This window comes from Curtobacterium sp. BRB10 (genome assembly GCF_031844325.1).
Classification (GTDB): Bacteria; Actinomycetota; Actinomycetes; order Actinomycetales; family Microbacteriaceae; genus Curtobacterium; species Curtobacterium poinsettiae_A.
Map to the genome: position 1 here is coordinate 208,893 of NZ_JAUZVA010000003.1, position 19,341 is coordinate 228,233.

19 protein-coding genes are annotated in these 19,341 nt (G+C 71.1%); 14 read left to right on the forward strand and 5 right to left on the reverse strand.

Annotated elements, in window-relative coordinates:
• Window positions 1–64: 64 nt before the first annotated feature.
• From Q9R26_RS07755 to Q9R26_RS07780, 6 genes are all read left to right on the forward strand, one after another.
• A complete protein-coding gene (locus Q9R26_RS07755) occupies window positions 65–1,117 on the forward strand; it encodes a YafY family protein (RefSeq protein ID WP_182065044.1) in 1,053 nt (350 codons plus the stop codon).
• Window positions 1,110–2,081, forward strand: coding sequence for a YafY family protein (locus Q9R26_RS07760; RefSeq protein ID WP_182065043.1), 972 nt, complete (start codon window positions 1,110–1,112; stop codon window positions 2,079–2,081). The genes Q9R26_RS07755 and Q9R26_RS07760 overlap by 8 nt, the downstream gene beginning before the upstream one ends.
• 330 nt (window positions 2,082–2,411) lie before the next feature.
• The gene (gene tatC / locus Q9R26_RS07765) at window positions 2,412–3,164 is read left to right on the forward strand and encodes a twin-arginine translocase subunit TatC (RefSeq protein WP_209134523.1); all 753 of its coding nucleotides are present in this window, start codon (window positions 2,412–2,414) and stop codon (window positions 3,162–3,164) included.
• The gene (locus Q9R26_RS07770) at window positions 3,161–5,599 is read left to right on the forward strand and encodes a DEAD/DEAH box helicase (RefSeq protein ID WP_311226944.1); all 2,439 of its coding nucleotides are present in this window, start codon (window positions 3,161–3,163) and stop codon (window positions 5,597–5,599) included. Before tatC ends, Q9R26_RS07770 begins: the two co-directional genes overlap by 4 nt.
• A gap of 11 nt (window positions 5,600–5,610) precedes the next feature.
• Window positions 5,611–7,203: an apolipoprotein N-acyltransferase gene (lnt, locus tag Q9R26_RS07775; protein WP_311226945.1), complete on the forward strand. Its 1,593-nt coding sequence runs from the start codon at window positions 5,611–5,613 to the stop codon at window positions 7,201–7,203.
• A gap of 110 nt (window positions 7,204–7,313) precedes the next feature.
• The gene (locus Q9R26_RS07780) at window positions 7,314–7,664 is read left to right on the forward strand and encodes an RNA polymerase-binding protein RbpA (protein ID WP_027465636.1); all 351 of its coding nucleotides are present in this window, start codon (window positions 7,314–7,316) and stop codon (window positions 7,662–7,664) included.
• Window positions 7,665–7,740: 76 nt separating this feature from the next.
• On the opposite strand, the gene Q9R26_RS07785 is transcribed toward Q9R26_RS07780, so the two are convergent.
• On the reverse strand, window positions 7,741–8,943 hold the full coding sequence (locus Q9R26_RS07785) for an SPFH domain-containing protein (protein ID WP_182065041.1): 1,203 nt from the start codon (window positions 8,941–8,943) through the stop codon (window positions 7,741–7,743).
• Window positions 8,940–9,413: an NfeD family protein gene (locus tag Q9R26_RS07790; protein WP_035808305.1), complete on the reverse strand. Its 474-nt coding sequence runs from the start codon at window positions 9,411–9,413 to the stop codon at window positions 8,940–8,942. The genes Q9R26_RS07785 and Q9R26_RS07790 overlap by 4 nt, the downstream gene beginning before the upstream one ends.
• Before the next feature lie 154 nt (window positions 9,414–9,567).
• Here Q9R26_RS07790 and Q9R26_RS07795 point away from each other — a divergent pair, with 154 nt between their 5' ends.
• The 6 genes from Q9R26_RS07795 (at window position 9,568) to Q9R26_RS07820 (ending at window position 14,776) form a co-directional block, all read left to right on the forward strand.
• Window positions 9,568–10,329: an SDR family oxidoreductase gene (locus Q9R26_RS07795; protein ID WP_182065040.1), complete on the forward strand. Its 762-nt coding sequence runs from the start codon at window positions 9,568–9,570 to the stop codon at window positions 10,327–10,329.
• 10 nt (window positions 10,330–10,339) lie between these two features.
• The gene (locus Q9R26_RS07800; RefSeq protein WP_311226946.1) at window positions 10,340–10,792 is read left to right on the forward strand and encodes an NUDIX domain-containing protein; all 453 of its coding nucleotides are present in this window, start codon (window positions 10,340–10,342) and stop codon (window positions 10,790–10,792) included.
• 91 nt (window positions 10,793–10,883) lie between these two features.
• Entirely contained in the window at window positions 10,884–13,277 is a 2,394-nt protein-coding gene (locus tag Q9R26_RS07805) for an excinuclease ABC subunit UvrA (protein ID WP_311226947.1), read from the forward strand.
• Between the two features lie 123 nt (window positions 13,278–13,400).
• Window positions 13,401–13,667, forward strand: coding sequence for a DUF4190 domain-containing protein (locus Q9R26_RS07810; RefSeq protein ID WP_182065037.1), 267 nt, complete (start codon window positions 13,401–13,403; stop codon window positions 13,665–13,667).
• 127 nt (window positions 13,668–13,794) lie between these two features.
• A complete protein-coding gene (locus tag Q9R26_RS07815) occupies window positions 13,795–13,950 on the forward strand; it encodes a hypothetical protein (RefSeq protein ID WP_182065036.1) in 156 nt (51 codons plus the stop codon).
• A gap of 184 nt (window positions 13,951–14,134) precedes the next feature.
• Complete coding sequence (locus Q9R26_RS07820) at window positions 14,135–14,776, forward strand: copper resistance protein CopC (RefSeq protein ID WP_311226948.1); 642 nt, start codon at window positions 14,135–14,137, stop codon at window positions 14,774–14,776.
• Between the two features lie 16 nt (window positions 14,777–14,792).
• Here the strand turns inward: Q9R26_RS07820 and Q9R26_RS07825 are convergent, their stop codons facing one another.
• A complete protein-coding gene (locus tag Q9R26_RS07825; protein WP_311226949.1) occupies window positions 14,793–15,824 on the reverse strand; it encodes an alcohol dehydrogenase catalytic domain-containing protein in 1,032 nt (343 codons plus the stop codon).
• Window positions 15,825–16,047: 223 nt separating this feature from the next.
• On the opposite strand from Q9R26_RS07825, the gene Q9R26_RS07830 reads away from it, so the two are divergent.
• The gene (locus Q9R26_RS07830) at window positions 16,048–16,488 is read left to right on the forward strand and encodes a GNAT family N-acetyltransferase (protein WP_311226950.1); all 441 of its coding nucleotides are present in this window, start codon (window positions 16,048–16,050) and stop codon (window positions 16,486–16,488) included.
• 15 nt (window positions 16,489–16,503) lie between these two features.
• Here Q9R26_RS07830 and Q9R26_RS07835 read toward each other — a convergent pair whose 3' ends face one another.
• Complete coding sequence (locus tag Q9R26_RS07835) at window positions 16,504–17,184, reverse strand: SDR family NAD(P)-dependent oxidoreductase (protein ID WP_311226951.1); 681 nt, start codon at window positions 17,182–17,184, stop codon at window positions 16,504–16,506.
• A gap of 102 nt (window positions 17,185–17,286) precedes the next feature.
• Here Q9R26_RS07835 and Q9R26_RS07840 point away from each other — a divergent pair, with 102 nt between their 5' ends.
• Window positions 17,287–18,120, forward strand: a complete 834-nt coding sequence (locus Q9R26_RS07840; protein WP_182065031.1) for a helix-turn-helix domain-containing protein — start codon at window positions 17,287–17,289, stop codon at window positions 18,118–18,120.
• On the opposite strand, the gene Q9R26_RS07845 is transcribed toward Q9R26_RS07840, so the two are convergent.
• On the reverse strand, window positions 18,107–19,327 hold the full coding sequence (locus Q9R26_RS07845; protein ID WP_311226952.1) for a beta-ketoacyl-[acyl-carrier-protein] synthase family protein: 1,221 nt from the start codon (window positions 19,325–19,327) through the stop codon (window positions 18,107–18,109). The two genes, Q9R26_RS07840 and Q9R26_RS07845, sit on opposite strands and share 14 nt — an antisense overlap.
• Window positions 19,328–19,341 lie beyond the last annotated feature (14 nt).

Consider the following 19,341-nt stretch of genomic DNA (forward strand, 5'->3'; position numbering starts at 1 on the left):
CGACCGTCCACGGACCGCGGCGCGGGTGCACTCCGGTGCACCCGCGCTGCCGTAGGATCGGCTCGTGCCAGCGACCCGTGTGCCCCGTGTGCCCGCCGAGGAGCGGCTGTTCAGCCTCGTGCTCGCGCTGCTCTCGACGGAGTCCGGGCTGACCAAAGCCGAGATCCTGGCCAACGTGCAGGGGTACCGGCAGCGGTTCTCGAACGGTGGCGACAACGCCTCGCTCGAGCGCCAGTTCGAGCGCGACAAGGACGACGTCCGCGAGCTCGGCATCCCCCTCGAGACCATCGAGACGCCGGGTGCGGCGGGCAACAACCAGACGCTCCGGTACCGGATCCCGAAGGGCGAGTACGACCTGCCCGTCGACGTCCGCTTCACCCCGGACGAATCCGCGTTGCTCTCCCTGGCCGCGATGGCCTGGCGCGAAGGTGCGCTGTCCGCCGACTCCCGCCGTGGCCTGCTCAAGGTCCGCTCGGCCGGTGCCGAGGACGACGACGGCGCCCTGCAGCTCGGCGTCGACGCCTACGCCCCGCGGCTCCGCGCCCGGGACGCCTCGTTCGAGCCGCTCCGTTCCGCGCTCGACCGCGGTGCAGCCGTGCGCTTCGACTACATCACGCCGGGGCAGCACGACGCCCGTCGGCGCGAAGTGGCTCCACTCGCACTGGTGCAGCACGGCGGCCGGTGGATGCTGGCCGCCCACGAGTTCGCGACGGACTCGGACAAGAACTACCTGCTGGCCCGCATCGTCGGACCCGTCACGCAGTACGAGGTCGGGCAGCACACCGCCCCTGTCGGCGCTGGGGAGCGCACCCTCGCCGAGCTCGAGCGGATCTGGGCCCAGCGCACCGCGCGCATCGCGGTGACGCCCGGTTCCGACGCCGAACGCCGACTGACCCGTCGCCGCGACACCGAGACCGATGCCGACGGCGCGCTCGTGCTGCACCACGTCGACCCGCAGATCCTCGCCGAGGAGCTCGCCGCGTTCGGGCCCGAGGTCCGGGTACTCGAGCCCGACGACCTGCGGTCACGGGTCGGGGAGCGCCTCCGTGCACTCGTGCGCGACCACACCGACGACGACCGTGCCGCAGCCCCCGGAGAGGACCCCGTTCGTGGCTGACGCCCAACCCCTGCAGGCGCAGGACAAGCTCGCGTTCCTGCTCGCCCTGGTGCCGTACCTGATCGACCGTGAGCGGGTCTCGGTGGCCGAGGCGGCTCGGCACTTCGGTGTGCCCGAGGCCCGCATCCGACGCGCCGTCGAACTCATCGCGGTGTCCGGGGTGCCCGGCGAGACGATGCAGTACCAGCACGGCGACCTGTTCGACATCGCGTGGGACGACTTCGACCAGAACGACATGATCGTGCTGACCAACCTCGTGGCGATCGACGACTCACCGCGTCTGTCGGCTCGTGAGGCGTCCGCGCTCATCGCCGGTCTGCAGTACCTGTCCGCGCTGCCCGAGGCCGCCGACCGTGACGCCATCCGCGCGCTCATGGCCAAGCTGTCCCGCGGCGCCGGGGGAGCGGCGTCGACCGTCGCCGTCGGGCAGGACCTGCACGACGTCGCCCTCGCCACCATCCGCCGGGCGATGTCCGACGGCCGCGGCCTGGTCTTCGAGTACGCCGGACCGCGCACCCAGGGCGGCACCCGACGGGTCGACCCGCTCCGGGTCGAGTCCATCGACACCGACTGGTACCTGCGCGCGTGGGACCTCGACCGGCAGGCGCTCCGGACGTTCCGGCTCGACCGCATGTCCGAGGCGCGCGTCGACGACCGCCCGGCCGAGAAGACGATCGATCAGGTCGTCATCCCGGACACACTGTTCCAGCAGGCCGCCGACGACGTCATCGTCACGGTGGAGCTCGACTCGACGTCGCTGCCCCTGGTCGCCGACTTCCTGTCCGACACCGCCGACGCGCCCGACGGGGAAGGTCGTGTGCGCATCCGGCTCGCAGCGTCGCACGGGTTCGACGGGGTGGTCCGTCTCGTCGCGGGATTGCCCGGTCGAGCCGTGGTGCTCGACCCGCCCGCCGCCCGTGAGGCCGTGCGCGACTTCGCGGCCGCGGCCCTCGCCGCGGGCTGACGTCTGCCGCTGGGGCACGTCCGAGCGCTGCACGTTCCGACCGGGTACGCCCGATCCCGCACGGTGGGCTTCGGGTACCTGGTCGTTCCGCGCGTACCTGGTGAGTTGATCCGACCAGGTACGCCCGATCCCGCCAGGGACGCCCGCTCACGCCCGCCCGCCCGCTCGCCACGCGCCAGCCGCCCGCCCACCCACACAGCCACCACACTCCCGCGCCGCCACCCGGCGGACTGTCGGTCCCGACCCCGTAAGATCGAGCACATGGCTTCGACGACCGCGCGCGGGCGAGCGAAGCGGCAGGGGCGCCAGAAGACCGACGCCGAAGGCCGCATGTCGCTCGGGCAGCACCTCATCGAGCTGCGCAACCGCCTCTTCCGCGCAGTCGTGGCGATCGTCGTCGGTGCGATCGGCGGCTGGTTCCTCACCCCGTGGGTGCTCGACGCGCTGCGCGCACCGGTGACCGAGCTGGCCAAGGTCGGTGGCCACACGGCCGAGCTGAACTTCCCGATGATCACCGGGGCGTTCGACCTCAAGCTGCAGATCGCGATCACCATCGGCGTCGTCATCGCGAGCCCGGTCTGGCTCTACCAGATCTGGGCGTTCATCGTGCCCGCGCTCGTCCGGCGCGAGCGGCAGTACGTCTGGGGCTTCCTCGGCACCGCGATCCCGCTGTTCTTCGCCGGGTGCTACTTCGGATGGTTCATCCTGCCGCACGTGGTCGGCATCCTCGGCAGCTTCGTGTCGAGCGAGGACACCTCGATCGTCGACGCGAAGGCGTACTACGACTTCGTCATCAAGCTGATCGTCGCGGTGGGCATCGCCTTCGTGCTGCCGGTGTTCCTCGTCCTGCTGAACTTCGTCGGGGTGCTCTCGGCCGCGGCCATCATCAAGAGCTGGCGCGTCGCGATCCTCTGCATCCTGGTCTTCTGCGCCATCGTCACGCCGAGCTCCGACGTCATCTCGATGTTCCTGCTCGCGGTCCCGATGTTGGTGCTGTACCTGGCTGCGTGCCTCGTGACGTGGATCCACGACCGTCGTCTCGCCAAGCGCCAGGCTAAGCTCGACGAGGAGTACGACCTGTGAGCAGCACGAGTGCGGCCGAGCGCTTCGCCGCGGCCAAGGTGCGCAACCGGTCGCGCAACCTCGAGCTCTTCCGGACCGACCTGCGGTTCGACCTCGACCCGTTCCAGTTCGCCGCGTGCGACTCGCTCGACCAGGGCCGCAGCGTCCTCGTCGCCGCCCCGACCGGAGCCGGCAAGACCATCGTCGCGGAGTTCGCGATCTGGCTCGCCATGCGCCAGCCGACGGCGAAGGTCTTCTACACGACGCCGATGAAGGCACTGAGCAACCAGAAGTACGCCGAGCTCGTCGACGTCTACGGCGAGTCCGAGGTCGGGCTGCTCACCGGCGACACGAACGTGAACCCCCGAGCCCGCGTCGTCGTGATGACGACCGAAGTGCTCCGGAACATGATCTACGCCGACTCGGACCTGCTCGACGACCTCGCATGGGTGGTCCTCGACGAGGTGCACTACCTCGCCGACCGGTTCCGCGGTGCCGTGTGGGAAGAGGTGATCCTGCACCTCCCGACCGAGGTCCGCCTGGTCTCGCTCAGCGCCACGGTGTCGAACGCCGAGGAGTTCGGCGACTGGCTGCAGACCGTCCGCGGCGACACCGACGTCATCGTCTCCGAGGATCGTCCGGTCCCGCTCGAGCAGCACGTCCTGGTCGGTTCGAAGATGGTCGACCTGTTCGACTCGAGCGGCGCCGCGGCGACGAACCGTGTGAACCCGGAACTGCTCCGCATGGTCGGCGGCGGTTCCCGGAGCGAGCGGAACGGCGGCGGCCACCGCGGCCGACGCGGTCGTGGCGGCTACCCCGAGCGCCGCGGGCCGCGCACCGAGAAGGCGCACCGCGAACAGATCGCGCACATGCTCGACGAGCGGATGCTCCTGCCCGCCATCTTCTTCGTGTTCAGCCGCAACGGCTGCGACCAGGGAGTCCGAAACGTCCTGCGCTCGGGCCTGTCCCTGACGACGGTGCAGGAGCGCAACGAGATCCGCGAGACGGCGGAGTACCACTGCCGCACGTTGCTCGACGAAGACCTGGCCGTCCTCGGCTACTGGGAGTGGCTCGAAGGGCTCGAGCGCGGAGTCGCGGCGCACCACGCGGGTCTGCTCCCCGCCTTCAAGGAGGTCGTCGAGAATCTCTTCCAGCGCAAACTGCTGAAGGTCGTGTTCGCCACCGAGACCCTGGCGCTCGGCGTGAACATGCCGGCGCGCACCGTCGTGCTCGAGAAGCTCGAGAAGTTCAACGGCGAAGCCCGTGTGCCGATCACCCCGGGGGAGTACACGCAGCTCACCGGTCGCGCCGGCCGTCGTGGGATCGACGTCGAGGGGCACTCGGTCATCCAGTGGACCGACGGGCTCGACCCGCAGGCCGTCGCGTCGCTGGCCAGCCGTCGCACGTACCCGCTCAACTCCTCGTTCAAGCCGACCTACAACATGGCCGTCAACCTGATCGACCAGTTCGGTCGGCAGCGCACGCGCGAGGTCCTCGAGACGTCGTTCGCCCAGTTCCAGGCAGACCGGTCGGTGGTCGACCTCGCCCGCAAGGTCCGCTCGCAGCAGGAGTCGCTCGACGGCTACCGACAGTCGATGCAGTGCCACCTCGGCGACTTCACCGAGTACTCGGCCCTCCGCCGTGAACTCTCCGACCTCGAGCGCACCAACGTGCCCGGCGGCCGCGAGGCGTCGCACGGCGCGCGCCAGGAACGCCAAGCCGCGATCACGGCGGTCCGCCGCCAGCTGCAGCGCCACCCCTGCCACGCCTGCCCGGAACGCGAAGCCCACGCCCGCTGGTCCGAGCGGTGGTGGAAGCTCAAGCGCGCCAACGACAAACTCGTCCAGCAGATCCGGTCCCGCACGGGCGCCGTGGCGACGACGTTCGACCGTGTCACCGAGGTCCTGCTCGAACTCGGTTACCTGGTGGACGCCGGCGACGGTGAGGCCACGGTGGCAGCGGGCGGCCGTCGCCTCCAGCGCATCTACGGCGACCGCGACCTGCTCGTCGCCGAGTGCCTCGAGGCGGGGGTCTGGAAGGACCTCACCCCGGCACAGCTCGCCGCCATGGCAGCGACGATCATCTACCAGCCCCGACGCGAGGACGCACCCGGTACCGAGCACGCCCTGCCCCGCGGTGCGTTCCGGCCCGCGCTCGACGAGACGCTGACCATCTGGTCGCGCCTCGACGACATCGAGCGTGCCGCACGTCTGGCCGGTTCACAGCCGCCGACCCCGGCGATGGCCGTCGGCATGTTCCGCTGGGCTTCGGGCTCGGCCCTCGACGACGTCCTCCGCACCCTCGACCTGCCGGCCGGCGACTTCGTGCGCTGGTCGAAGCAGGTCATCGACCTGCTCGACCAGATCCGGAACGCCGGCGACGACGAGCTCGCCCAGACCGCCCGACGGGCGACGGACGCGGTCCGCCGCGGCATCGTCGCCTACGCGACGGTCTGACGGGAGGCACGGTGCCGGTTCCGGAGACCAGTGTGCGCGGGCTGCCCGCGCGCGTCGGCCGCGGGGCGGTCGCGACCGGTCCGTTCGCCGCGTTGCCGCTGGGCACCGCGCTGCCGTTGGCCGTCGTCGGCGGGATCCTCTTCGCCCTCGCGTTCCCGTCGCCCGGGTGGTGGTTCCTCGCCTACCCGGCACTCGCCTGCATGCTGCTCGCGGTGATGGGGCAGCGAGCGCGGCGTGCGGCGTGGATCGGCTACCTCGCCGGCGCGGCCTTCTGGATCCCGGCCATCTCGTGGGCCGGCCGCTACCTGGGCCCGGTCCCGTGGTTCGCACTCGCCCTGCTCGAAGCCGCGTTCTTCGCGCTCGGCAGCGTCGCCATCGCCCTGGCGTACCGCTGGGTCGCACGCGTGGTGCCCTCGACCGCCGGACGTGTGTGGGGCCTCCCGGCCGTCGTCGCCGCACTCTGGACCGGGCGCGAGTGGTTCTCGGGGAGCTGGCCGTACGGCGGCTTCGCGTGGGGTCGGGTCGGCCTGTCGCAGTCGCAGGGGCCGTTCACCCACCTGGCCGCGTACGTCGGCGTCCTCGGGCTGACGTTCATCGTCGTGTACTGCGTCGCGGTCGTGGTGTCGCTCGCGCTCGTGGTGCCCCGCGTGCCGGGTGCCAGGCTCCGGCTGCCCGTGCGGGTGGCGACGGCGGGTCTGCTCGTCGCGGCGGTCCTGGCCGTGCCGGCGTGGCCGACGGCGACGAGCGGCACGATCCGGGTCGAGTCGGTGCAGGGCAACGGCCCCGCGGGCTACTTCGACCGTGCGGAGCCCGGCGACGTCCTGGCAGCACAGGTCGCGGCGACGGACGTGGACGCGAAGGGTGTGGACCTGGTCGTCTGGCCCGAGGCAGGGGCGGAGTACGACCCGCGTCAGCAGCCGGTCATCGCCGCCGCGCTCGACTCGGTGGTCGACTCGCTCGACGCCCCGATCGTGGCGGGCGCCATCACGCAGACGCCGTCGGGGGTGCTGCACAACACGTCGTTCGTCTGGACCGCCGACGGCTGGCAGTCGTCCTACGACAAGAAGCGTCCGGTGCCGTTCGGCGAGTACGTGCCCGACCGCTGGTTCTTCTCGAAGCTCGCGCCGTCGCTGATCGGCCTGTTGCAGCGCGACTACACGCCGGGGATCAAGCCGAACGTGCTCTCCGTCGCGGGGATCCGGGCCGGCATCTCGATCTGCTTCGACATCGTCGACGACGGGCTCACCTCCGACATGGTGCGCGGGGGAGCGCAGGTGATCCTCGCGCAGACGAACAACGCTGACTTCTCGGGCACCGACGAGAACCTGCAGCAGCTCGAGATCGCTCGGATGCGGGCCATCGAGACCGGCCGGTCGCTCGTGAACATCTCGACCGTCGGAGCGTCGCAGGTCATCGACCCGGGCGGTCACACGATCGACCGGGTGCCGGAGTACACCGCGACGTCGATGGTCACCGATGTGCCGCTCGGCACCTCCACCACCCCGGCGTCGATCCTGTCCGGCTCGATCACGCTCCTGCTCTCCCTCGGCGGCCTCCTCGTGCTCCTCGCCTGTGCGCCCTGGGGGCGACGCACCCGCTCCTGATCCGACTCGCCGCGCCCAGCCACTGGGAACGGACTGTGAATGCGCCGGTACGGGATTGATGGGGCGTGGGACAGTGTTGTGGAGGGCAGACGAGCGAGAGGAGCACACACATGGCTGATCGGAGTCTCCGCGGCATGCGGCTCGGGAGTCAGAGTCTCCAGAGTGAAGAGGGCGTCGAGCTCTCGGATCGCAAGCGCGCGGTCTACCAGACGGATTCGGGTGAGACGTTCGACATCGTCTTCTCTGCGGATGCGGACGTCCCCCAGACCTGGTCGGAGCCGCGCTCCGGCCGCGAGGGCCGGCTGCTCGGTGACGACGGGATCCCCGTCGAGGTCGCCGAAGAAGACGTGAAGGCACCCCGTACCCACTGGGACATGCTGCTCGAACGCCGCTCGCGCGAGGAACTCGAGGAGCTCCTCGAAGAGCGCCTGCAGGTGCTCCGCGCACGACGCGGCGCCTGACACCACCGACCACACGACGACGCCCGCCCCGGTTCCCCGGGGCGGGCGTCGTCGTTCGTTCGTTCGTTCCGGAGCGTCAGCGCCGGCCGGAACCGTCGCTGGTCCGGTGACCGGAGGCGTCGTCGCCCGGCGTGGGCGGGGTGTCCTCGACCTGCTCGGCGGTCGCGTCGTCGGCCGCCGCGAGGTGTGCATCGACACTGCGGTTCGACTCGGCCAGGCGGGCGTCGAGGTCGGACTCGGGGACGATGTCCGCGGCGGTGGCGTCTGCACGCGGCATGGTGGTGTCCGCGGCTGCGGTGTTCGCCAGGCTCTCGTTCGCGAGCTTCGAGATGCGTGACAGGAAGTCCGTGCCGCCAGCACCGCCGGCGACCGGACCGGCGCCGCCACCACGGCTGGCACTGAAGCCCTTCGCGATGCCGGACAGGGCCTCGGTGAACTCGCTCGGGATCATCCAGAGCTTGTTCGAGGTGCCCTCGGCGATCTTCGGCAGGGTCTGCAGGTACTGGTAGGACAGCAGCTTCTCGTCCGGGTCGCCGGTGTGGATGGCCTCGAACACGGTCGCGATGGCCTGGGCTTCACCCTCGGCGCGGAGCACCTGTGCCTTGGCGTCACCCTCGGCGGCCAGGATCGCGGCCTGCCGCTGTCCCTCGGCTTCGAGGATCTGGGACTGCTTGGTGCCCTCTGCCTGCAGGATCGCGGCACGTCGGCTGCGCTCGGCACGGAGCTGCTGCTCCATGGCGTCCTGGATGGACACAGGCGGCTCGATGGCCTTCAGCTCGACTCGGCCGACGCGGATGCCCCACTTGCCCGTGGCTTCGTCGAGGACGACGCGGAGCTGGCCGTTGATGTTGTCGCGGCTGGTCAGTGCCTCTTCGAGGTTCAGGCCACCCACGACGTTGCGGAGCGTCGTCGTGGTGAGCTGCTCGACGGCACCCAGGTAGTTCGCGATCTCGTACGTCGCGGCGCGGGCGTCGGTGACCTGGAAGTAGACGACGGTGTCGATCGAGACCACCAGGTTGTCCTCGGTGATCACGGGCTGCGGCGGGAACGAGACGACCTGCTCACGCATGTCGAGCAGCGGGCGCAGGCGGTCGATGAACGGGACGAGAAGGTTCAGGCCCGGATTGAGGGTCTTGTGGTACTTGCCGAGCCGCTCGACGATCCCTGCGGTGGCCTGGGGGACGATGCGGATCGCCTTCGCCAGGACGACGATCACGAAGATGACGACGACGAGGATGAGCACGAGCAGTGCGATCGTCCCCGGGGAGATGCTGGTCACGAGGTGGCCCTTTCTGCGAGGCGCACGACCGCGGTCGACCCCTCGATCGACTCGACGACCACGGGGGTCCCGAGTGGCGGTGTGCGGTCGACGGAGTCCGCGGCGAACCGTGCACTCCAGGTCTCGCCGTTGGCCAGGCGCACCTGGCCGGGGCTGGAGGAGGTGAAGGCGACCGCGACCGTGCCGGGGAGCCCGATGAGCCCCTCGACGTTGGTGCGGTGCGGGTCGGCACCGCGGCCGAGTGCCACGAGCAGGCGCGGTCGGACGAGCGACAGCAGCACGAGTGCGGCGACCGCGGCGACGATGGCGGACAGCCACCACGGGGCGCCGAGCAACGCGGCGATCAGCCCGCCGGCGGCACCTGCCGCGAGCATGATGAAGATGAAGTCGAGGGTGAAGATCTCGACCACGCCCAGGAGCAACACCAGGCCGATCCAGACGGTGCTCTGGATCCAATCGATTCCGTTCACGCGATCTCCCTCCCTCGGTCGCGCGCGGCGGCTCGCTGCGTCGCGACAGCCGGTACAACTCCGTTCAACATATCAGGGCCGTCCGACGGTCGTGCAGGCGATTGGTAGGCTCGGTGCGCCCGACCGGCCGCAACCAGACCTGGAGAACACGACTGTGAGCAACCCCCTCGCCCCCGGATCCCTCACCGACAAGCGCGCCGTCGTCACCGGTTCGTCCCGTGGCATCGGCGCCGACACCGTCGGGTACCTCGCCGAGGCCGGTGCGAAGGTCGTCGTGAACTACCGCAACAAGGCCAAGCGTGCGGAGCAGATCGCCGAGAAGATCGTCGAGGCCGGCGGTTCCGCCCTGGCCGTCGGCGCCGACCTCACCGAGCACGACTCCGTGCAGGCCCTCGTCGACACCGTCGTCCGGGAATGGGGCGGCATCGACCTGCTCGTGCTCAACGCGTCGGGCGGCATGGAGTCCGGCGTCGGCGAGGACTACGCGCTCCGCCTGAACCGCGACGCGCAGGTCGACATGCTGCAGACCGCTGTGCCGCACATGCCCGCCGGGTCGCGCGTGGTGTTCGTCACGAGCCACCAGGCCCACTTCGTCGAGACCGCCGAGACGATGGACGAGTACGTCCCGGTCGCCAAGAGCAAGCGCGCCGGGGAACTCGCCCTCCGTGAGCTCATCCCGCAGCTCGAGGCCGCCGGCATCGAGTTCGTCGTCGTCTCCGGCGACATGATCGAAGGCACGATCACCGCGACGCTGCTGAACCGCCTGAACCCCGGCGCGATCGAGGGCCGTCGGCAGGAGGTCGGCAAGCTCTACAGCGTGTCCGAGTTCGCGGCCGAGATCGCCCTGGCCGCCGTCGAGCCGATCCCCGCCGACCACACCAAGCTGGTCGGCGACGTCAGCGGCTTCGTCGGCTAACGTCGGGCGGGTGACCGCCAAGCCCGGCCTGCGCCGCACCTCCCGCATCCTGCTGCTCGATCCCGAGGGCCGCGTGTTCCTGATGGACACGAAGTCGCCCTCGTCAGACGGTGCCCACCGCTGGATCACGCCGGGTGGCGGGGTTGACCCGGGGGAGTCCCACCGTGACGCCGCGATCCGCGAGCTGCGCGAGGAGACCGGGATCGTCATCGGCGAACCCGGCGAACCGGTGTGGTCCTGGGACTTCACGGTCGAGTGGGACCTCGCCGACCACGACCGCGGGCACGCCGAGTTCTACGTCGTCCGCACGCCCGGCTTCGAGCTGTCCGACGCCGAGTGGACCGACGACGAGCGCGTCGACATCCTCGCCTCGCGGTGGTGGACCGCCGACGAACTCGAGGCGACCGCCGAGGACTTCGAACCCGCCGAGCTGCCGGACCTGGTGCGCCGACACGGTGCCTGAGCACCGCACCACGGCCTGACGGCCGATCCAGGATCGGACGGGAGGCCCGTGGCGGCCCCGCCACGGGCCTCCCGTCGGTACGCTGACCCGCATGCACACCGATCCGGTCGACGACGACCCCACCGGCACCGACGCGCACCCTGCCGACCGGCACGACCGGATCCGGGTGCGCGGCGCCCGCGCGAACAACCTGCGCGACGTCGACGTCGACCTGCCGAAGCGGCGGCTCACGGTGTTCACCGGGGTCTCCGGCTCGGGCAAGAGCTCGCTCGTGTTCGGCACCGTCGCCGCCGAGTCGCAGCGGATGATCAACGAGACCTACAGCGCGTTCGTGCAGGGGTTCATGCCGTCGCTCGCGCGTCCGGACGTCGACCTGCTCGACGGCCTGACCACCGCGATCGTCGTCGACCAGGAGCGCATCGGTGCCGACCCGCGCTCCACCGTCGGTACCGCCACGGACGCGAACGCGATGCTGCGCGTGCTGTTCAGCCGACTCGGCCAGCCGCACATCGGGGGGCCGAACGCGTTCTCGTTCAACCTCGCCACCGTGACGGCCGGGGGAGCGATCACGGTGCAGAAAGGTGCGGACGCGAAGGCCCAGCGGGTCTCGTTCACGCGGCTCGGCGGCATGTGCGCGGACTGCGAGGGCCGGGGGCTGGTGAACGACATCGACCTGACGCAGCTGTTCGACGACACGAAGTCGCTCGGGGACGGCGCGCTCACCATCCCCGGGTACGGGACCGACGGCTGGAACGTGCGGCTGTACGCCGAATCGGGCTACTTCGACCGGGACACCCCGATCCGCGACTTCACCGAGCAGGAGCGGCAGGACTTCCTGTACCGCGAGCCGACGAAGCAGAAGATCGCCGGCATCAACATGACCTACGAGGGGCTCGTGCACCGCGTCCGCCGGTCGTTCCTGCAGAAGGACCGCGAGGCGATGCAGCCGCACATCAGAGCGTTCGTCGACCGTGCGGTGACCTTCACGACGTGTCCGGCCTGCGACGGGACCCGGTTGAACGACACCGCCCGCTCGTCGAAGATCGCGGGCCGCAGCATCGCAGACGTCTGCGCGATGCAGATCACCGACGCCGTCACCTGGCTGCGGGGTCTGGACGACCCGGGGGTCGGGCCGTTGCTCGAGGGGCTCCGTGCCCTGCTCGAGTCCTTCGTCGAGATCGGACTCGGCTACCTGTCGCTCGACCGCCCGACGGGCACGTTGTCCGGGGGAGAGGGGCAGCGCGTGAAGATGGTGAAGCACCTCGGCTCCTCGCTCAGCGACGTCACGTACGTCTTCGACGAGCCGAGCACGGGGCTGCACCCGCACGACATCGAGCGGATGAACGAGCTGCTCGTCCGGCTGCGCGACAAGGGCAACACCGTCCTGGTCGTCGAGCACAAGCCCGAGGTCATCGCGATCGCCGACCACGTCGTCGACCTCGGGCCCGGTGCCGGTTCCGGCGGTGGGACGCTCTGCTACCAGGGGTCCGTCGTCGGGCTGCGTGCCAGCGGGACCGTGACCGGTCAGCACCTGGACGACCGCGTCACCGTGAAGTCCGAGGTCCGTCGTCCGGACGGGGCGATCGCGATCCGCGGCGCGTCCGCCCACAACCTGCACGACGTCGACGTGGACGTGCCCACCGGGGTGCTCACCGTCGTCACGGGGGTCGCCGGCTCGGGCAAGAGCACGCTCGTCCACGGGTCGCTGGCCCGGCGCGACGACGTGGTCGCCATCGACCAGAGCGGGATCCGTGGCTCGCGGCGGAGCAACCCGGCGACGTACACCGGCCTGCTCGAGCCGATCCGGAAGGCGTTCGCGAAGGCCAACGGCGTCAAGCCCGCACTGTTCAGCGCCAACTCCGAGGGTGCCTGCCCGGCGTGCAACGGTGCCGGTGTCGTGTACACCGACCTCGGCATGATGGCGGGCGTCGCGAGCCCCTGCGTCGAGTGCGACGGCAAGCGGTTCGACCAGTCCGTGCTCGGCTACCACCTGGGCGGGAAGGACATCAGCGAGGTGCTCGGCATGTCCGTCGCCGACGCGCTGGCGTTCTTCGCGGCGGGGGAGTCCGGTCTGCCGGCGGCCCACACGATCCTCGCCCGACTCGCCGACGTGGGGCTCGGGTACCTGACGATCGGACAGCCGCTCACCACGTTGTCCGGGGGAGAGCGGCAGCGGCTCAAGCTCGCGACGCACCTCGGTGACCGCTGCGGTGTCGTGGTGCTCGACGAGCCGACCGCGGGCCTGCACCTGGCCGACGTCGAACAGTTGCTCGGTCTGCTCGACCGGCTCGTCGACGCCGGACGGACGGTCGTCGTGATCGAGCACCACCAGGCGGTCATGGCGCACGCCGACTGGATCATCGACCTCGGGCCGGGCGCCGGGCACGACGGCGGACGGATCGTGTTCGAGGGGACGCCCGCCGAACTCGTGGCGGCACGGTCGACCTTGACCGGCCAGCATCTGGCGGCGTACGTCGGAGCCTGAGCCGGGGGACAGGCTCCGGGCGCGAATCTGGGCATCAGCCGTGTGTGAGGACTAGCGTTCTGAACGACGCTCACGATCGGCTACCCGGCCTGGATCGGCGTCCTGACCAGAAGGAGCTCCACCATGTCCAACCCCGGCAACGCACCGGCGCAGTCGAACACCTTCGCCATCGTCTCCTTGGTGCTCGGCATCATCGGGACCGTCGTTGGCCTGTTCGTGCCGATCGTCGGAGTCATCGGCGGCATCGTCGGTCTCGTGCTCGGCATCTCGGCGCGCAAGCGCGGTGGCAGCCGCGGGATGATCATGGCGGGCATCATCCTGTCGATCGTCGCCATCGTCATCGGCGTGATCGGTTTCATCATCAACGCGGTGGCTCTCGCGAACATGTGATCGGTCTGCCGCAGTTCGTGAGCAGCAGTGGTCGAGTCCAGTGGATGGACTCGACCATTGGTGCGCACGAGGTGTTTCCGGTGGGAAGCGTGCAGTTGTTCAGGGACGCGGGCGTACCGTGCGGCCCATGAGCTACAGCCAGCCTGACCCAGCCGAAGAGACCACCCAGACCGAGTCGCCGGAGCAGCCCGACACCGACCAGGACACCCTGGAGGAACAGGGCGGCGAGCCGGCAGCGCTCGAGATCGACGCCGACGACGTCCCGACGCAGCCCGCCGACTGACGCCGTCGTCATCCAGTGAGCAGAAGAGGTCGAGTCCGTGCACAGGACTCGACCTCTTCTGCTCACCGTGAGTGTTCCGACGTCGCACCCGTGCGCCGATAATGCATATTATGTCACCTCAGAGGTTGCGAGTGGCCCCGCTCGGCTGACGGGACGCTCGACATCGCTTCCCTAGCGTGGACGCGTGCACGCTCACCGAGATGACCAACGCCGCTCGCGAGCTGCGACGCCCCGGGTCCTGTTCGCCGTCGCCCTGTCCGCGTTCCTCGTGCTGATCGGGACGACACCTGCGTCGGCGCACGCAGCACTGACCTCGAGTGATCCGGCGGACGGCGCCACGGTGGCTGCCGACCTTGAGCGAGTGACACTCACCTTCAGTGAGGCGCCGCTTGCCGGGCTCCAAGCCGGCCTGCGCATCGAGATCCGCGACGACGGCGGGACCGACGAGTCCTCCGGAGCGGTGGCCGTCGACGGCACCTCGATGTCCAAGGCGGTGTCGCTCTCCCCCGGCCCGCACACCCTCGTCTGGCGGTACGTCTCCCCCGACGGCCATCCCATCGAGGGGCAGCTCGCGTTCTCGGTGGAACCGGTCGCATCCCCGACCGTCCCACCCACGACGACGAGCCCGACGACCGCGCCCACATCATCCTCGGAACCGACGACAGCGGCAGTGGGAGCCGCACCGAACACGGGTGCCGGAACGCACGCGCACGGCCACGGCGGCCCGGCACTCCTGTTCGGGGTCGTCGGGATCCTGGCAGTGCTCGTCATCGGCGCGGTCGTGCTCCGCATCCGCCGGGGCGCGGACGCGCGGACCGAGGGTTGACGGGACGCTCCGAGCCTCAGAACACCGCGACGGTCATGCCCGACGACGTCGCTGGTCGGTCCATCGCGACGAGCGCCTCGGGCAGGTCGTCGAAGCCGATCGTGCGGCCGATCGTCTCCTCCGGACGCAGTCGTCCGGCCACAACGGCGTCGAGCATCGCGCCGTACTCCCCGACCGCCGCGCCGTGGCTGCCGAGCAGTTCGAGTTCGTCCGCGATGACCCGGCTCATCGGGATCGCCGGAGCGGCTTCGTCGTCCAGCAGCAGCCCGACCTGCACGTGCCGACCGCGCGGACGCAGGGACGCCACGGCGGCGACGGAGGTGGCACGGCTGCCGTAGGCGTCGAGCGAGACGTGCGCTCCGCCACCCGTGCGGGATCGGACCGTGGTGACGGCATCGGCGTCCATCAGCACGGTGTCGGCACCCAGGGCGGCGGCGCGCTCGAGTGCGGCCGCGGAGACGTCGACAGCGACCACGTGCGCGCCGGCGGCCACGGCGACCATGACCGCGGAGAGCCCGACTCCGCCGCAGCCGTAGACCACGACCCACTCCCCTGCGGCGACGCGCCCCCGGGCGTGGAGGGCGTGGAACGCGGTGCCGAACCGGCAGCCCAGCGCCGCCGCCACCGCGAAGTCCACGGCGTCGGGCAGCGCGACGAGGTTGAGGTCGGCGTGCGGGACGACCAGGGAGTCCGCGTACGAGCCCTGCAGGTCGAACCCGGGCTGCTGCTGGGCGGTGCACACCTGGGTGGCGCCGTCGAGGCATTCGGCGCAGGTCCCGCAGGCGAACACGAACGGAGCCGTGACCCGGTCGCCGACCGCGAAGCGCTGGACGCCCGCACCGATGGAGGCGACGACGCCGGCGAACTCGTGCCCCGGCACGTGCGGCAGCCGGACGGAGTCGTCGTGGCCCTTCCACGCGTGCCAGTCGCTGCGGCAGACACCGGTGGCCGTCACCCGGACGACGACGCCGTGCTCGGGCGCGACCGGCTCCGGCACGTCGACGATCGAGGGGACGGAACCGAACTGGGCGTACTGGACGGCGCGCATGCGGCCATCCTGACAGACGCCGGACGCCGGACGCCGGACGTCGCACGCCGGACGCCGGACGCCGCACGCCCGACAGCGGACCAGCGCCACCAACCGCCCGACGCGACCCGCGCGCCGGGGTCCCCACGGGCCTCCAGGCCGACGACCGCCCGCCCGCCCGAGCGGTCCACGGAACCCCAATCGGCCGTTGCGCCGCAGGCGCGTCCGCCGGTTGACTCGTCACGTGACCGACCTGCGCTTCTCCGACGACCCCGCCGACCTCGACGTCGACCGCGTGCACCGCTGGCTCAGCGAGGACTCCTACTGGGCTCGCGGGCGTGACCGTGCGACGCAGGATGCGATCATCGCCGGTTCCCGGAACTTCGGCGTGTACGACGCGACGACCGGCGAGCAGCTCGGCTACGCGCGGGTGATCACCGACGGCGTGACCTTCGGGTGGCTCGCCGACGTGTTCGTGGATCCCGATGCCCGGGGCCGCGGCGTCGGGATCGAACTCGTGCGCGGCGTGACCGAGGCGGTCGAGCCGCTCGGCCTGAAGCGCTTCGCCCTGTTCACCGCGGATGCCCACGGGCTGTACGAACGGTTCGGGTTCCGCCCGCTGCCCGACCCGGACGGCTGGATGATGCGCCCCGGGCCGGGGTTCGGTGCCGACGTGCACGACTGACGCCGGCGCTGTCCGTCAGTACTCGATCCGGCCCTCGCGGTTGTGGAACTCCCCCGTCGGCCCGTCGGTGCCGATCGTCGCGAGCATGACCGTGGCATCGGTGCCCTCGGTGATCGTCTGGTGTCCGCCGAACCCGTTGAACTCCGTCGCCGTGTAGCCCGGGTCGCTCGCGTTCACCCGGAACCCGGGCAGGTTCTTCGCGTACTGCACGGTCAGCGCGATCACGGCCGCCTTCGACGCCGCGTACGGCACCGCCGGCACCCCGTACTCGTCGTGCCCCGGCGTCGTCAGCCAGCGCGGGAACCCCACCCCCGACGAGACGTTCACGATGACGGGTGCTGCCGAGCGTCGCAGCAGGGGCAGCGCGGCCTGGGTCACCCGCACGATCCCGGTGACGTTGGTGTCGAGCACGGTCGCCATCGCGCTCGCGTCGAGGTCGTCGACCCCGAACGAGGTGCCGAGGATCCCGGCGTTGTTCACGAGGACGTCGAGTTCGGGGATCGTCGCGATCGCCGCGTCGATGCTTGCCTGGTCGGTGACGTCCAGCTGCACGACGTGTGCGCCGACGGCGCGGGCGTCGTCGCCGCTGGCCGGGTCGCGCATGCCGGCGTAGACGGTGTGGCCGGCTTCGAGCAGTCGGCGTGCGGTCTCGAGTCCGAGGCTGCGGTTGGCCCCGGTGATCAGTGTCGTTGTCATGCGTCCAGCCTGCCCCCGCCGACCCGGCTCCCCCAGGCACGGTGCGACGGTGGGACCGGCAGTACCAGGACGGACAGGAGGCGCGGGGCGATGATGGTGGACATGAGCGAGTTCGCGAACGTGTTGCGTTCCTGGCGTGACCGGGTGCGTCCCGAGGCGGTCGGCCTGCCGGCCGGACCCGGCAGACGGACCCCGGGGCTCCGCCGTGAGGAGCTCGCCGCGCTGGCGGGCGTGAGCGTCGACTACGTCGTCCGCCTCGAGCAGGGCCGGGCGACGAACCCGTCGCCGCAGCTGCTCGCCGCCCTCGCGACGGCGCTCCGGCTGTCGTCCGAGGAGCGGGACCACCTGTGCCGGGTGGCCGGCGTCGCCCCGCCGTCGCGTCAGGTGGTGCCGCGGCACATCACGCCGGGCGTGCAGCGGTTGGTGGACCGGCTCGGCGACGTCCCGCTCGCGGTGTTCACGGCGACCCACGACATCGTGCTCTGGAACGAGCTGTGGGCCGCGGTGAACGGCGACCCCTCGCGGTACGTCGGGCTCGATCGCAACCTGGTCTGGCGGCACTTCATGCAGGAGCGCGACGGGGTGGACTGGGACGACGAGCACCAGGAGGAGTTCTCGAGCGACCTCGCCGCCGACCTGCGGCAGGCGTACGGCCGCTACCCGGCGGACCGTGACCTCGCGGACCTGGTCGAACGGCTGCTGCGGGAGTCCCCCGAGTTCGCCCGCCGCTGGGAGACCGGCCGGATCGCCGAGCACCGTGCGAGCCGCAAGGTCGTGCACACGCCCGTCGGGCCGGTGGAGATCGACTGCGACGTGCTGAGCGTTCCCGGCGGTGACCTGCGGATCGTCGTCTACACGGTCGTGCCGGGCTCCGAGGACGCCGCGAAGCTCGACCTGCTCCGGGTCACGGGCCTGCAGGAGCTCATGCCGCGGTGAACACCAGCGACGCGTTCTGACCGCCGAACCCGAACGAGTTGTTCAACGCGGCACGGAGCGGCGCGGTCCGAGCTGCGCCGGAGACGACGTCGAGGTCCACCGCGGGGTCGAGCCGGTCGAGGTTCAGGGTCGGCGGAACGGTGCCGGTCTCGAGCGCCCGCAGGGTCAGGATCGCCTCGACGGCTCCGGCAGCGCCGAACATGTGCCCGATCGCGCTCTTCGGCGCGGTGACCAGCGCGCCGGTCCCCACAGCGCGGCTGATGGCGGCCGCCTCGCCGACGTCGCCGACGGGGGTGCCGGTAGCGTGCGCGTTCACGTGGTCGACGTCGCCGCCGGTGAGTCCCGCCATCCGGATCGCGGCGCGCATGGCCCGCTCCTGCTCGCTGCCGTCCGCCAGTGGTGCGGTGATGTGGTGCGCGTCCGAGGTGATCCCCCATCCGGCGAGCGAGCCGTGCGACCGCTGTCCTCGGGCCGCGGCGTGGTCGGCACGCTCGAGCACGACGATGCCGGCGCCCTCGCCGAGGACGAAGCCGCGGCGGTCGGCGTCGAACGGCCGTGACAGGGTGGTGGGGTCGTCGCCGTCGGGCTTCGCGAGGGCCTGTGACTGGGCGAACGATGCCATCGTCACCGCGGTGACGGCGGCCTCGGTCCCGCCGGTGATGACCACGTCGGCCTCACCGGTGGCGATGAGTCGTGCGGCGGTGGCGATGGCCTCGGCCCCCGAGGCGCAGGCCGACACCGTCGTGTAGGCGCCGCCTCGCGCCCCGTACGCGATGCTGATCTGCGCGGCGGCACCGTTCGCCATGAGCATCGGCACCGTGCGCGGTGAGACCCGCCGGGCACCGGACGCACCGAGCACGTCGTGGGCGTCCAGGAGCGTCTCCACTCCCCCGATCCCGGTGCCGATGACCACGGCGAGGCGGTCGCCCTCCACCGCGGGGGCACCGGCGTCGGCCCAGGCCTCGTCCGCGGCGACGAGTGCCAGCTGCTGACTGCGGTCGAGACGGTTCGCACGGACCCGCCCGAGCGCTCCGTCGGCGTCGAGGGCGGCATCGGCACCGACCCGGATCGGCACCTGTTGCCAGAGTGCTCCGTCGCGGTGCAGGGCACGGACGCCGGAGCGACCGGCCACCAGGGCGTCCCAGAGTGGCGTGACGCCGTGGCCGAAGGGTGAGACCGCGCCGTAGCCGGTGATGACGATGTCCACGGGAACTCCTCTTG